The organism is Pseudomonas sp. P5_B3 (genome assembly GCF_056400405.1).
This window is the reverse complement of the sequence record NZ_JBFULI010000015.1, coordinates 47,004-60,602: the sequence shown is the minus strand read 5'-3', so window position 1 is coordinate 60,602 and position 13,599 is coordinate 47,004. Positions and strand designations below refer to the sequence as shown.

At 60.1% G+C, this 13,599-nt stretch carries 12 protein-coding genes; 3 read left to right on the top strand and 9 right to left on the bottom strand.

The window, feature by feature from the left end:
• Positions 1 to 5 precede the first annotated feature (5 nt).
• From AC1DRN_RS11770 to AC1DRN_RS11735, 8 genes are all read right to left on the bottom strand, one after another.
• Entirely contained in the window at positions 6 to 1,052 is a 1,047-nt protein-coding gene (locus AC1DRN_RS11770) for a hypothetical protein (RefSeq protein ID WP_223462696.1), read from the bottom strand.
• A 213-nt stretch (positions 1,053 to 1,265) separates the two neighbouring features.
• On the bottom strand, positions 1,266 to 2,192 hold the full coding sequence (locus AC1DRN_RS11765; RefSeq protein ID WP_223462695.1) for a sigma 54-interacting transcriptional regulator: 927 nt from the start codon (positions 2,190 to 2,192) through the stop codon (positions 1,266 to 1,268).
• Positions 2,193 to 2,247: 55 nt separating this feature from the next.
• Positions 2,248 to 2,829 carry an alpha/beta hydrolase gene (locus AC1DRN_RS11760; protein WP_457265711.1) on the bottom strand — a complete coding sequence of 194 codons (582 nt, stop codon included), beginning with the start codon at positions 2,827 to 2,829 and terminating at the stop codon, positions 2,248 to 2,250.
• 301 nt (positions 2,830 to 3,130) lie between these two features.
• A complete protein-coding gene (locus tag AC1DRN_RS11755) occupies positions 3,131 to 3,532 on the bottom strand; it encodes an ExbD/TolR family protein (protein WP_223463273.1) in 402 nt (133 codons plus the stop codon).
• A gap of 1 nt (position 3,533) precedes the next feature.
• Positions 3,534 to 4,259, bottom strand: a complete 726-nt coding sequence (locus tag AC1DRN_RS11750) for a MotA/TolQ/ExbB proton channel family protein (protein WP_223463272.1) — start codon at positions 4,257 to 4,259, stop codon at positions 3,534 to 3,536.
• A gap of 44 nt (positions 4,260 to 4,303) precedes the next feature.
• Complete coding sequence (locus AC1DRN_RS11745; RefSeq protein ID WP_223463271.1) at positions 4,304 to 5,113, bottom strand: energy transducer TonB; 810 nt, start codon at positions 5,111 to 5,113, stop codon at positions 4,304 to 4,306.
• A 16-nt stretch (positions 5,114 to 5,129) separates the two neighbouring features.
• Positions 5,130 to 7,490, bottom strand: coding sequence for a TonB-dependent receptor (locus AC1DRN_RS11740; RefSeq protein WP_223463270.1), 2,361 nt, complete (start codon positions 7,488 to 7,490; stop codon positions 5,130 to 5,132).
• Positions 7,491 to 7,624: 134 nt separating this feature from the next.
• Entirely contained in the window at positions 7,625 to 8,545 is a 921-nt protein-coding gene (locus AC1DRN_RS11735) for a TauD/TfdA dioxygenase family protein (RefSeq protein WP_457265712.1), read from the bottom strand.
• A 183-nt stretch (positions 8,546 to 8,728) separates the two neighbouring features.
• Here AC1DRN_RS11735 and AC1DRN_RS11730 point away from each other — a divergent pair, with 183 nt between their 5' ends.
• Complete coding sequence (locus AC1DRN_RS11730; RefSeq protein ID WP_223463268.1) at positions 8,729 to 9,649, top strand: LysR family transcriptional regulator; 921 nt, start codon at positions 8,729 to 8,731, stop codon at positions 9,647 to 9,649.
• A 124-nt stretch (positions 9,650 to 9,773) separates the two neighbouring features.
• Here the strand turns inward: AC1DRN_RS11730 and AC1DRN_RS11725 are convergent, their stop codons facing one another.
• Positions 9,774 to 10,787 carry an ABC transporter substrate-binding protein gene (locus AC1DRN_RS11725; protein WP_223463267.1) on the bottom strand — a complete coding sequence of 338 codons (1,014 nt, stop codon included), beginning with the start codon at positions 10,785 to 10,787 and terminating at the stop codon, positions 9,774 to 9,776.
• A gap of 401 nt (positions 10,788 to 11,188) precedes the next feature.
• Here AC1DRN_RS11725 and AC1DRN_RS11720 point away from each other — a divergent pair, with 401 nt between their 5' ends.
• Positions 11,189 to 12,787, top strand: a complete 1,599-nt coding sequence (locus AC1DRN_RS11720; RefSeq protein ID WP_223463266.1) for an ABC transporter permease — start codon at positions 11,189 to 11,191, stop codon at positions 12,785 to 12,787.
• On the top strand, positions 12,784 to 13,599 hold the full coding sequence (locus tag AC1DRN_RS11715; protein ID WP_223463265.1) for an ABC transporter ATP-binding protein: 816 nt from the start codon (positions 12,784 to 12,786) through the stop codon (positions 13,597 to 13,599). The genes AC1DRN_RS11720 and AC1DRN_RS11715 overlap by 4 nt, the downstream gene beginning before the upstream one ends.

Here is a 13,599-nt window from a genome sequence, read left to right as displayed (position 1 = left end):
TAAAATTAAACAACTTCGATCATCGAAGGGTTTCGGGTGTTCATTGCGACGTCGACTTCATGCCTGTTCCCATACATATCCCGAACCAACATCTTCACCGATAAACGATCATGTCGAACCTGGGACGTTCCGCCCTTTCTGGCAAAGTGCATCAAAAAAGTGACTTTGCCTTTTTCTTCGTGGTGGGCCGCAAGTTGATCGGCTGTTTCCCACAACACCTCCGTGCCATGATTAGCCTTGAGCCCTTTAAAATAGCCAACGGCGTAATACCCGAGATAGTCGGGATGCTCACTGCATGCCTGCAACACGCCGGTAATCGAACAATTGACGAGTTTTATATGGTGCTGATCCACTAACAGGTCCAGAACATATCGATCGACCTTGGCAACGTTCTCTGTCGGTTCCCAGTGGCCGGATAGGTGTTTGACCCTGAACTGTTCTTTTCGATAGATCGGCGGTGGAACGGTCCTCAGGTTTATTACACCGAATTCCGAGGCTTCTTCCGAATAGAACGCCTCCCCGTCCGAACGGGTAATGGCTGCAATCAGCTTGATGGGCTCGGGAGAGTTGCTGCTGACGTAGAACTCCTTGAGAAAGATGGCTTTCCCCCGCACAACCGGGCCATGCAGTTCACCCGTGTGAGGAAACGGCTCGTAGGGTAAGCGTCGTTCCAGCGTGCACTTCCATGCCGGTTCCTCGCCGTCTCGAATGCTGTCTATCGGCAGGGCTTTGTTGGAATAGGCATCCAGCAGTTGAATGCTGTCGAACTCGCGTTGGGATATTCCTACTACCTTTTGCCCATCGTCTACAGCTTGCACAACTACCATCAATTTCAACTGCTGATACCCATTGGCGTAAATTGTATTTCCGCCCGAAGTCGAGAAGACTTGAAATCGTTTGAGGCCTATCCACTCAGGAGAATCAGCCTCTTGAAAAGACAGGGGTGCCATTCCCGGATCAGCAGGCATATAACCCTCGACAATGGGATTGATATCTTCCAACTCACCGTCGGCACCCGGGGCTATCGCAGCATTATTTTCAACAAGACTCACAGAAAAATCCTTTTTCATATGATATTTAACAATGACGGATATCAATGTATCCAAGAGAAATTAAAAGATATATCAACCCCCATCGACCTGCAAAACGCAAAATTGTCACAACCACACTGCAAATATTACAAAATATAAAACAAGGATCAGCGCCCACAAAAAAACCAGACAACAATCAATTGCCTGGTTTAGTTATAAAAATAATCAATGGGATTATACAATGATGCTTGTGAAATATTTTTTCAGCGCCCGGACTTCAGCGACATCTCCTTGTTGAACAAGTTGATCTATCCATCCTTGTATAAGAACCGCAGATGGCCGGACAGCCGACAGATTCAAATGCTCCGGCAAGATTTCGTCACCCGTACTGACCAGCAATGCAAAGTGAATGACGTTCTCCAGCTCCCTGGTATTGCCCGGCCAACTGTGCCGTTCCAACACTTGTTGCGCCTCCTCGCTGATCAGCGGTACCGGCAGGTCCAGGCGTTGGCTGTAGATGCCGAGGAAGTACTCCGCCAGCGAGAGGATATCCCCCACCCTCTCACGCAACGCCGGCAGTTCGAGCGGGCCTTCACAGAGGTAGTGATAGAGCCGCTCATGGAATTTTCCGGCGGCAACCGCCTGGGCCAGATCGATGCTGGTGGCCGCCACCAGCCGCACATCCACCGGGCTCGGCTGCTGGGCACCGACGCGGGTGACTTCGTGGTTTTCCAGCGCGGCGAGCAGTTTGGTCTGGATCGGCAGCGGCAGGTCGCCGATTTCGTCCAGGTACAGCGTGCCGCCGTTGGCCGAACCGAACCACCCGGCACGACTGCTCGCCGAGCCGCTGTAGCTGCCCGCCGCATAGCCGAACAACTCGGCGTCGGCGTAGGTCGGGCTGATGGCACCGCAGTTGACCGATACGAACAACCCGCCGCGATCACTGGCGCGGTGGATATGGCGGGCCAGCAATTCCTTGCCGGTGCCGGTTTCGCCACGGATCAGCACTGACACTGAACGCGTGGCCAGTTGCTCCAGGTCTTCACGTAATTGCCGCGAACGCGGATCGACAAACACCAGCGCCTTGGCGCGAATGCTCAGGGGACTTTTTTCGGCATCGGGAAAGGTCAGCAGCGGCTGACCGAAGGCTTCAAAGCTCATGACAGACTCCCGCCCAAAACCGCCGGGAGACGGGGGCGTTAAATAAAGAAAGTGTTCAAGCGCGACGCAGGGCGTGGTGTTCCATGCGGTTCTGCAAGCGATAGAGATAGGCAAAACCCTGCTCCCAGCGCTGGTGACCGGACTTGACGTTGATATGCCCCGCCCCCGCCAGAATCCCCGCCTCGGCCCCCCAATGGCGCGCCAGTTCCAGGGCACGCGGTGCACTGACGGCGCTGTCGTTGTCGGAACTGACGACCTGGCTCGGGAATGGCAGCAGGTCCGTCGGAATCGGCGCGAAGTTACGCAAGGCCGGCACGCAGGCCGGGCGTTCGACGTCTGCTGGCGCGACGAGCAAGGCGCCGCGCACTTGACGCAAAAACTGCACGGGGGCGCTCGCCGCCCAATGGGCGACGGTGATGCAACCCAGGCTGTGGGCAATGATAATCACCGGCGTGCTGTCGGCGGCAATCGCCTCGGCCAGCGCCGCGACCCAGTCCTCGCGACGTGGCGTCAGCCAGTCAGCCTGTTCCACCCGTGCGCTGTTCGGCAGGCTGTTCTGCCAGTGGCTTTGCCAATGATCTTCTGGCGATCCTTGCCAGCCCGGCACAATCAGGTAGCGAATTGATTCGTTGCGCATGGGGGAGCTCTCCTGCTGCGTGTCTGTTCCCGGTCGAGTATAGGCAGGTGAGATATATTCGTTAAGGAATAAGAAGCTATTTATTAAGACCCATATCGAATATTAAACGCAAAACCTGTGGGAGCGAGCTTGCTCCGGGCGGCGTTCCGACGATAGGGCCCGGAAATTCAACATCGATGTCGATTGATCCACCGCCATCGCGAGCAAGCTCGCTCCCACAGGGAACAGTGTGTTCGCGAAAGTCGAGGCAAAAAAAGGGCCGCACCCTGCCAAGGAGACGGCCCCGGAAAACGAAAATCCGTTAACGCGCAGTAATCACCGACAGTTTGGTAATCCCTGCCCGCTCAATCGACGCCATGGCCCGCGCCACCTCGCCGTAATTCACACCATTGTCGGCCTGCAACTGCACGCGCACCTCGGGGTCCTTGGCCTTCGCCGACTTGAGGTTGAACTCCAGCAAGTCCGGTTGTATCTCGTCCTTGTTGATAAACAGTTTGCCCGCACCGTCGATGCTCACCACCAACGGGTCTTTCTGCTCCACCGGCGCCACCGCTTCGGTCTTGGGCAGGTTGATCGGAATCGCGTTGGTCAGCAGTGGCGCGGTGACGATGAACACCACCAGCAGCACCAGCATCACATCCACCAGCGGCGTCACATTGATCTCGCTGAGCACCTCATCGGTGTCTTGCGTGGAGAAGGCCATATCAGGACGCCTCCTTCACTTTCTGCGCGCTGCCCTGGGCCGCCACCTTGTGCGCCGTCGGGTGGATCAACACGCGGAACGAACTCTTCTGCGCCAGGCTGTAGAAGTCGTGGGCGAAGTCATCCAGGTCCGCCGCCGTCAGTTTCAGACGACGCAAAAAATAGTTGTAAACCAGCACTGCCGGCACCGCGACGGCGATCCCTACGCCGGTGGCGACCAGTGCCGCGCCAATCGGCCCGGCCACCGTTTCCAGGCTTGCCGAGCCCGCCGCGCTGATGCCTTTCAACGCTTCCATGATTCCCCACACCGTGCCGAACAAACCAATGAATGGCGAGGTGCTGCCGATGCTTGCGAGTACCGCCAAACCGGTTTCCAGCGACCGGCGCTCGCGGACGATCTGCTGGCGCAAGGCACGCTCCAGGCGATCCTGATGATTGATCGCCTGGCTCAAGTCCAACGCCTGCGGCGCCTCGCCCACCTGGATGGCTGCATATCCGGCCTGCGCGACACGGGCCGCGGCTCCGGGCCGGGTTTCGCTCAGTTCAGCCGCCGAATCGAGACTCGACGCGGCCCAGAACTGTTGATGAAACTTTCGATCCTGTGCCTTGAGGCGACCGAACTGCACGCCCTTGAGCAATGCCAGACCCCAGGTAGCGACGGAAAAAACCACCAGCAGCCAGATCACCGCGCTTTCGATGGATTCAAGTGGAGATGCCAGTAACGTCATGGTGTATTCCTCGTATAAACGTTTCGCGCGAATTTGGTTTCGGTTTAATGAATCTTGAAATCGATGGGCACGCTGACCCAGCCGTCCCGGGCGACATCACCTTGCTTGGCCGGCACGAAACTCCAGCGTTTCACCGCGTTCAGCGCTGCTTCGTCCAGTGCATCACGGCCGCTGCTTTTCTGAATCTGGATCTCGCCGGGCTTGCCGCTGGCCAGCACCTGCACGCGCAACAACACCGTGCCTTCCCAGCCTTTACGCTGGGCCAGCGACGGGTATTGCGGCGCCGGGTTTTTCAAGTAGCCGGCCGTTGCGGAGGCCGGTGTCACAGGCGCGGGCGCCAGCGGTGCAGGGGGTACCGGGGCCGCGACGGGCGTTGCCGGTGTCGCAGGCGCGGGTGGTTGCTCAACCGCCTTGGGCGCCGGTTTCGGTATCGGTTTGGCCACCGGTTTAGGCTTGGGAACCGGCTTCGGTGGAGGTGGCTTCACGGCCAGTTCGTCTTCCACGGGTGGAGGCGGCTCAACCACTGGCGGCACGGGTTGCGGTGGCAGTGGTTCGACCACCGGTGGCGCCGGCCGCGAGAACTCGATGGTCATCGGCGGAATCTCCGGCGGCACGATTGGCAATACTGGGGTCGGTTGCTGATTGACCCAATAGATCACCGCGCCATGTACCAGCAACGCCAGCACGCCGAGCAGGATCGTTTCCCTTCGGCTCAAAATGCCCTTGGGCGAACGCTGCAAACGCAACTGGCCCAAGGGCACGCGGTGTGGTCGGCCGAGGTCGACCAACTCGCCACCAGGTGCCGGGTGCCACAGCACTTCATGTGCACTGACGGCGGTCTGGACATTGCTCATTGCTGAACCCCCCTTCTTAGAAGTCGTATCGACCAGTCACGCCCAGCGTTCGTGGCGTGCCGAGCAGGCCTTCATAACCGCCATTCGCAGCCGTCCACAGCGTCGTGTAGTAGGTTTTGTCGAAGGCATTTTTCAGCCATAACGAAACGTCCCACTGCCCCTGGTTGAAGTCACCGCGCAGGCCTGTGGACAGGTTGACCACCGCATAACTCGGGATCTGCCCGAAGTCGGAATCTTCCACCGTGCCCACCGCTTTGGAGCGGAATGCATAGCTGGCGGTGACGTACTCTTCGAAGCCGTTGCTCAGGTTCCACTTGTATTCGCCGTTGGCGTTGCCGATCCATTTCGAAGCGCCCACCACTTGATGCCCGCTGAGGTCGCAGGATGCCGGAGCGCCCGGCGCCAGGCTGACTTCCGGTGGGCAGGGTGCATCCTTGTACGAGAGGTAGCTGACGTCGTTGTACGAGCCGTTGATGTTCAGCGTCAGGCCGCGCAACGCAAGCAGGGTGCTTTCGAACTCCACGCCACGGGAGCGCACCGAGCCGGCGTTGGTCAGGAACTGCACGCGGTTCACGTCGTCGAAGGCGTTGGTTTGATAGCCGTTGACCTGAGTCCAGAACACATTGGCATTCAGTTGCAGGCGACGGTCCCACAGCGTGCTCTTGAAACCGAGCTCGGCGTTGTTGGCGCGCTCGGTGCCGATCAGCAGCGAATCGGCGCCGGCCACCATCGCCGTGCCGACAGCCAGATTGACCCCGCCGGATTTTTCGCCGTGGGACAACGTGGCGTAGGTGAGCAGGTCGTCGGTGATGCGGTAGCTGAGGTTCAACAGGCCCGAGGGACTCGAGCTGTACTGGTTCAGTTCGCCGGAATCGAAGGCCCCCGCACGAGCGCGTCGTGCCGCGGCCGCCGCACCGGTGACAGCGGCACCACCGGCCGGGGCATCACGGGTCACCCTGGCGTTTTTCTCTTCATAGGTGCCGCGCAACCCGGCGGTGAAATCCAGGCGTTCAGTCAGGTGCCAGGTGCCTTGGGCGAACAGCGCGAAGCTGTTGGTTTCGATATGACCGTTGCCGACGCTGTCGATGTTGTTCAGCGCACCGTTGGGCGTGCCGTTCCAGATGTCCGCTTGCGGGCCGTAAAAGGTGAAGGATTTGTTGTCCAGGTCGGAACCGAAGTAGTAGGCGCCGAGCACGTAATCGAAGAATCCACCGGCAGGTGACGCCAGGCGAAACTCTTGGGAATACTGCTTATCCTCCACCGAAACGCCGGCGTTGTGGAAGACGGATACGTTCAGGCCGTCATCATTGCGCGGGGTAAAATTCCACCAGCGCCAGGAGCTGATGGACGTCAGGGTAAAGTCGCTCGGCAGCGTCCAGTTCGCCTCGACCGACGTGCCGCCCTGGTGCACGGTGACGTGCTGGTCATCGTTCAGGTTGACCTTGCGGTGCGTGCCGTCGACCAATGTAGCGCCCACCGCATTGGCCCGGCGCTGGTAAAGGTTGACGCCATTGATGGTCGGCCCGGTGCTGAACAACACGCGGGTGCCGGCGCTGGAATCTTCTTCGTTGTAGTCGCCGATCCAGCGCAGGCTGAATACTTCGTTCGGCTTGAACAGCAACTGGCCACGGAAGCCATCGCGGGAGCCGCCGTTCAAATCGTGGCCGTCGAACTCGTTCTTGATATCGCCGTCGCTGCGGGTGCGATACGCAGAAAAGCGTCCGGCCAGTTCGTCATTCAGCGGTCCGGAAATCGTGCCCTTGGTCTGGAAGTATCCGTCCTCGCCCACCGAAGATTCGATGCTGCGTTCCGGGGTAAAAGTCGGCGCACGGGTGCTGATGTTGATCACGCCCGCCGTGGTGTTCTTGCCGAACAAAGTGCCTTGCGGACCGCGCAGCACTTCGAGCTGCTCGATGTCCATCAGGTCGAACACGGCCATGCCCGGCCGGCCGAGATAAACATTGTCGATGTACAGCCCGACACTGCCCTCCAGGCCATCGCTGGCCGGGTTGTTGCCCAGGCCACGGATCGACACGCTGGACTGGCGCGCATGCATGTAGGCGACGTTGACGCTAGGCACCAGTTGCTGCAAATCCTGGATGCGATAGATCCGCTGGGTTTCCAGGGTCTGGCCGCTGACTACGCTCATGGGTGTCGGCACATCCTGCGAACTTTCTTCGCGGCGGCGAGTGGTTACGGTTACGGTTTCCAGTTGTGCATTGTCGGCCGTGGCGGTTTTTGCGAGAGTGGTTTCAGGGGTGGTGCTGTCGGCCGCATAGCCTTGGGTCCAACCGGCGCTTCCTGCCAGCAACAGGGCCAGAGGCAGGCGTTTGAGCCGTTGGGGTGACGACGTTGGGGCGAGGTACAACGGACTCATAAGGCGGGGTTCCCGATCAAAAAAAGTTCTTTGTTGCTTGCCAGGCCGCCATCGCGAGCAAGCTCGCTCCCACACTGGTCCCGTGAACTCCAAAGATCCCTTGTGGGAGCGAGCTTGCTCGCGATAGCGTCAGCTCAGACGCCGTCGATATCCGGCCCTTTCACCGTCTGGCTACGCTGCCCATTCACACCCACCGGCACTTCACCCTTGAGCGTCACCCGCCGCACCACGCGATCCTGGGTCCCGTAGTCATCCACTGCGTAATGCTGGGTGGAGCGGTTATCCCAGATCGCCACATCGCCAGCCTTCCAGCGCCAGCGCACGATGTTTTCCTGGCGGATCACATGGCTTTGCAGCAGCCCGAACAGGTGTGCCGAATCGGCTTGGGAATAGCCCTTGATGCGTTTGACGAAATGCCCCAGCAACAGGCTCTTCTCACCGCTGATCGGGTGCACGCGGACCACCGGGTGTTCGGTCTCGTAGACGGTCGAGGTGAAGATCTTGCGATAGCGCTCCAGCTTCTCGGCCGAGACGTCAGGCCTGTTGCCGGCGTAGTCGTATTCGTTGCTGTGCACGGCGACCAGTTTGTCGGCCAGTTCACGCAGCTCTGCCGACAACCCGTCGTAGGCGGTGGCGGTGTTGGCCCACAGGGTGTCGCCGCCGAAAGCCGGGGCCACTACCGAGCGCAAGATCGAAGCTTTCGGGTAGGCCTCGACGAAGGTCACGTCGGTGTGCCAGGAGCTGGCTCGCTGACCATCGGCACCGTCCAGTTCCAGCAGAAAGCGCGTGCCCTCGCGCACCGGTACGGTCGGGTGCGCCACCGGTTCGCCGAGCAGGTGGGCGAACGCCTCCTGGCGCTGATCGTCGAGCCGGGTCTGCTCGCGGAAGAAGATCACTTTGTATTGCAGCAGCGCCTGTTGAATGGCTTCGACGGTGGCGGCATCCAGCTCGCCCGAAAGCTGTACGCCACGAATTTCGGCACCGATGCGACCGGCCACCGGGTGGATTTCAAGCGCGTGAACAGCGGGTTGCACTGCGAAAGCGGCATTGCTCATGGGTAGACCCTCATCAGACTGCTTGCGATTGAACCGGCCGCGAAACACTGCTCTATCTATATTCAATTTAGATCTAATAGATATACACATGCTTCGTTGACGGAATAAGAGGTTGCATTTAAAACCTCAGTCAACCTTCGTCGCAAATGCCTTCGAGCTATTTTTAGGATGCCGGAAAAGCATATGGATCTTCGCCAGTTGCGCTACTTCATCGCCCTCGACGAACACCGCAGTTTCGTGCGCGCGGCCGAGGCCATGGGCATTACCCAGCCTGCCTTCAGCCGCAGCATTCAGGGGCTCGAACACGAGTTCGGCTGCGTCCTGGTGGACCGTGGCAACAAGGATTTGCGCCCCACCCCCGAAGGCCTGGTGGTGCTGCAACATGCCCGCAGCCTGGTGCAAGGCGCGGCCCTCTTGAATGCCGAAGTGACGCAGATGACCAAGCTCGATGCCGGTGAACTGCGCTTCGGTTGCGGTCCGGCACCAGCGGTGAAACTGGTGCCGGATGCGGTGGCGCAATTCATCAACGCGCACCCGAAAGTGCGCACCTGCTTCGAGGTGGATAACTGGGAAAAACTCAGCCGTGCCCTGAGTCGTGAAGAGATCGAATTCTTCATCGCCGACATCCGCCATTTCGAGTCCGACCCGAACTTCCAGACCCAGGCCCTGACGCCCAAGCGCGGTGTGTTTTTCTGCCGGCCCGGGCACCCGCTGCTGGCCAAGGAGAGCCTGTCGACCAACGACATGTTCGATTACCCGCTAGCGACCACGATGATCCCGCCGGGCATTCGCAAACTGCTGGCGAACCTCAGTGGGCGGGTGGATTTTTCACCGACCATCGAGACCGAGCATTTTCCGGCGCTGGTGAAAGTGGTGCTGCAATCGAATGCGATTGGTGTCGGCACCGAGGAGGCGTTTATCGAGGACATTGCCCAGGGTTCGCTGGTGCTACTGCATTGGCGCAACTTGCCGCAGAACATCGAGAGCATGAATGCGCGGTGCGGGATCGTCAGTCGCACGGGGTTCCGGTTGTCACCGGCGGCGCGGGCGATGATCGAGACGTTGGTGGCGGTGGACAGGCAGCAGATCAGCGTCGCGGTTTGATGGCCCCATCGCGAGCAAGCTCGCTCCCACAGGGGATCTCTGTCGGACACACAGTTTGTGTACGACTCAAATCTAATGTGGGAGCGAGCTTGCTCGCGATGGGGCCAGTGAGCTCACTGAAGATTCAAAGCTTGGCCGCGGCCAACTCCGGCGCCACCCAATCGCTCACCTTGAACGACTTGCGAATCAGCTTCTGCTGCGAAGCCAGATCCACCGCATCCTGCAATTTGCCGAGGAACACCGGGTCAAGCGTCGAGGGGAAAACCTCACTCAGTTTCTGATCCTTCAGATCCTGCGTGAGGATCACCGCCGGATAACTCGCCAGCCCCGACACCAACTGAATATAAGCGTCCTTGTTGCTGTCCTGGGTCAGCCACGTCACGGCTTGCTGTTGTGCCTTGAGCAATGTAGCGACCGCCTCGGGATGCTCGTCGACAAACTTCCCGGTCCCCACCAGCACCGCCTGCACACTGCCGGCGCCGCCCAGGTCCTTGGTGTTCAGCGGCAACTCGGCCAGCCCCTTGGCCTGCAACGCCGTGAGCCCGGAACCACCCCACGAGGCATCGATTTGCTTCGCCGCCAGCGCCGCGACCGCCGCGTTGAAGTCGAGGTTGATGACTTTCACGTCCTTCTCGCTCAAACCCTGACTGGCCAGCGCCGCATCGAAGGACAACTGGCTGGCGGTACCACGAAAAATCGCCACGCGTTTGCCCTTGAGGTCCTGCAGGGTCTTGATCCCTGAACCCGGCACCACGCCAAGGTAATGCTTCACCCCGCGCGCCGAGGCGCTGAGCAACCGCGTATCCAGTCCATTGGACTTGCCGATGATGGCCGCCAAATCGCCAAGGTAAGCCAGGTCAACCTGACCGTTGGCGAACGCCTCGTTGATCACCGGGCCAGCGCCCTTGAAGAAACTCCACTGAATCTTGATGCCCTGATCGGCAAAGGCCTTTTCGAAGATCTGTTGATCGCGCAGCACATCCACTACTCCGCCACCGCTGTGCTGGGTACCGGCACTCAGGTCCGGCACGGCGATGCGGATTTCCTTGAGTTCGCTAGCGTTGGCTGTGAAGGCCAGCAGACCCGCCAGGGCCGGTGCGGCGAACAGGCTGATGACACGTTTGAAGGGAAGGTTCATGGGTGCGGCTCCTTGGGCAACGGGCGTTGAGGAACCGAAAGTAGGCTGAAGTAGAGTCAACATTTAAATACTATAAATTCACATTTTTAGACCATTTAGATCTATATCAACGCATCCGGGGCTCTCCGCCGATATGCCCAAGCGGCATCAAAAATATTCTTCGAATGCATTGGATGCGGAAGCTTAGGGAGGCCATAAATGGCCTCTCTTATCTCTGAATAGTATTTGTTTTGAATTTTATAGATCAATTTTGCATACGCCTGAACCCTTGTAGGAGCGAGCCTGCTCGCGAATAGCGGAAGGTCAATCGAGACATCTTTGCCTGACACACCGCTATCGCGAGCAGGCTCACTCCTACAAAAAAGCATGCCTGTATTGCAACCCGACAACGGAGGTCGTTCATGGCCCGTGTTTCCCTTCTCAGCCTGCCGCTGGCCGCGCCACCACTGGAAAACCAGCGCCTCTGGCCCAGTCTGAATCGTCGACTGTTGCCTTGGTTGTTGCCGATCACCCTGTTCACGCTCTGGTGGCTCGCCAGCCGTAATCACTGGATGAGCGAGCAGATCCTGCCAGCGCCGACCCTGGTCTGGAACAGCGCCGTTGAATTGTCCCAAGGCGAGTTGTGGAGCCATTTGTGGATCAGCCTGCAACGCTTGTTCTGGGGCTTGCTGGCCGGGGTCAGCGCAGGTGCCGTTTTGGGTGCGGCACTGGGTTTCAGTCATCGACTGGAGCGCCTGGTCTTTCCGACCTTCGCCGGATTGGCGCAAGTCCCGACCCTGGCCTGGATTCCATTGTTCATGGTGTTTTTCGGCATCGGTGAGGTGCTGAAACTGGTGGTGCTGATCAAGGCCATCGTGGTGCCGGTGACCCTGCATACACTGGTCGGCGTGCGCGATGCACAACCAAAGCTGCGCGAGGCCGCCGCCGTGTTGCGCTTGCCCAGGCATCTGTTGATCCGACGCCTGGTGCTGCCTGCCGCACTGCCGGCATTCATGGCCGGTGTACGCCTCGCGCTGGCTGCCGGCTGGACCTCGCTGCTGGCTGTCGAACTGCTCGCGTCCAGCGAAGGCATCGGTTACCTGATGGTCTGGGCGCGACAGCTGTTCATGCTCGACATCGTCTTCGTGTGCATCGTGGTGATCGGCTTGATCGGCGTGGCGATGGATCGCGGCATCGGTCTGCTGGACAGGAAACTGGTGCACTGGCCGCACCCGGCCACCGCCGAAATCCGCCGCGGGCCGCGTTATCAAGGTTGGCAGCGATTGCAGCCGTGGCTGCTGCCACTGGCGCTTCTGGCGTTGTGGCAACTGGCCTCGGATCAGCAGTGGATTGACCCGAACATTCTGGTCAGTCCGCTGGCCGTCCTGCACACCACCTGGAATGGCCTGCTCGACGGCACGCTGATTGGCGGCATGGCCCTGAGCCTGGGCCGGACCCTTGGCGGATTGCTGCTCGGCGGTGGGCTCGGGTTTGCCTTGGGGCTGCTGCTGGGATTGTCGCGGACCAATGAACGCGTGCTCGGTCCGACCCTTGCCGCCATCCGCCAGATCGCCATTTTCGCTTGGGTGCCGCTGCTCACCGCGTGGTTCGGTCTGGGGGAATTGGCCAAGTGGGTGTTCGTTGCCCTGGCCGCTTTTTTCCCGCTGTTCATCGCTACCCAACGTAGCGTCGCCCACCTGTCGCCGCAACTGAACGAGGCCGCGCAGGTGTTGCGCCTGAACCTGCCCCAGCGTCTGCGCCGTCTGGTGCTGCCGGGCGCCGCACCGGGGATTTTCGCCGGGCTCAGGCTGAGCCTGATCTACGCCTGGCTCGGCACCATCGGCGCCGAATATTTCATGCCGTCCAACGGCGGCATCGGCAGCCAGATGATCGGCGCCCAGCAACTGCTGCGCATGGACCTGATCATGGCCGGCATGCTGCTGGTGGGCCTGACCGGCGCCCTGCTCAACCTCATTGGCCAACGCCTGGAAATCCGCGCCACCCGCTGGAGACACGCATGAACGCACCGATTGTCAGCTTCAATCACGTGGGCAAAACCTTCGACGTCGACGGCTTCACACTTGAGGCCATTCGCGAATTCAACCTGGACATCGCCGAGGGTGAGTTCGTCGCCATCGTCGGCTCCAGCGGTTGCGGTAAGTCCACTTTGCTGCGGCTGTTGGTGGGCCTCGATACGCAATTTCGGGGGCAGATCAGCGTGGACGGAAAAGCCGTCACCGGCATCGGCGGCGAGCGCGGCATCGTCTTTCAGGAACACCGCTTGTTCCCGTGGCTGAGCGTGGCCGACAACATCGGCCTGGGCCTGGTCAACGAGCCACTCAGCGCTGCGCAAAAGCACAAGCGCATCCATGACTTCATCGAACTGGTGGGCCTCGGCGACTTCGCCCGCGCCTATCCGCACCAGCTCTCCGGCGGCATGGCGCAGCGCGTGGCCATCGCTCGCGGCCTGGTGGCCAGCCCACGGATTCTGCTGCTGGACGAGCCCTTTGGCGCCCTCGATGCGCTGACCCGCCAACAGATGCAGGACGAACTGCTGGCGATCCGCGCGCGGGCAAAAATCACCACAGTACTGGTCACCCACGACGTCGAGGAAGCGATCTTCCTCGCCGACCGCGTGGTGGTGATGGAGCCGCGACCGGGGCGGATCAAGCAAGTGGTCGAGATTGCCCTGCCCCATCCGCGCCAGCGCAGCAGTTTCGACTTCCACCAACTGCGCGAAGAACTGCTTCACGAACTCACCAGCGACGATCACTACCAGCCCCCCGTGCCGGTGCAGGTCCGCGATCTGCCGCTGTCCTTCATTGCCTACTGA

Coding starts and splice junctions, on each gene's coding strand:
- AC1DRN_RS11720 (WP_223463266.1), top strand. CDS start 11,189: ATGGCCCGTGTTTCCCTTCTCAGCCTGCCGCTGGCCGCGCCACCACTG.
- AC1DRN_RS11765 (WP_223462695.1), bottom strand. CDS start 2,192: ATGAGCTTTGAAGCCTTCGGTCAGCCGCTGCTGACCTTTCCCGATGCC.
- AC1DRN_RS11755 (WP_223463273.1), bottom strand. CDS start 3,532: ATGGCCTTCTCCACGCAAGACACCGATGAGGTGCTCAGCGAGATCAAT.
- AC1DRN_RS11760 (WP_457265711.1), bottom strand. CDS start 2,829: ATGCGCAACGAATCAATTCGCTACCTGATTGTGCCGGGCTGGCAAGGA.
- AC1DRN_RS11725 (WP_223463267.1), bottom strand. CDS start 10,787: ATGAACCTTCCCTTCAAACGTGTCATCAGCCTGTTCGCCGCACCGGCC.
- AC1DRN_RS11735 (WP_457265712.1), bottom strand. CDS start 8,545: ATGAGCAATGCCGCTTTCGCAGTGCAACCCGCTGTTCACGCGCTTGAA.
- AC1DRN_RS11715 (WP_223463265.1), top strand. CDS start 12,784: ATGAACGCACCGATTGTCAGCTTCAATCACGTGGGCAAAACCTTCGAC.
- AC1DRN_RS11750 (WP_223463272.1), bottom strand. CDS start 4,259: ATGACGTTACTGGCATCTCCACTTGAATCCATCGAAAGCGCGGTGATC.
- AC1DRN_RS11745 (WP_223463271.1), bottom strand. CDS start 5,113: ATGAGCAATGTCCAGACCGCCGTCAGTGCACATGAAGTGCTGTGGCAC.
- AC1DRN_RS11740 (WP_223463270.1), bottom strand. CDS start 7,490: ATGAGTCCGTTGTACCTCGCCCCAACGTCGTCACCCCAACGGCTCAAA.
- AC1DRN_RS11730 (WP_223463268.1), top strand. CDS start 8,729: ATGGATCTTCGCCAGTTGCGCTACTTCATCGCCCTCGACGAACACCGC.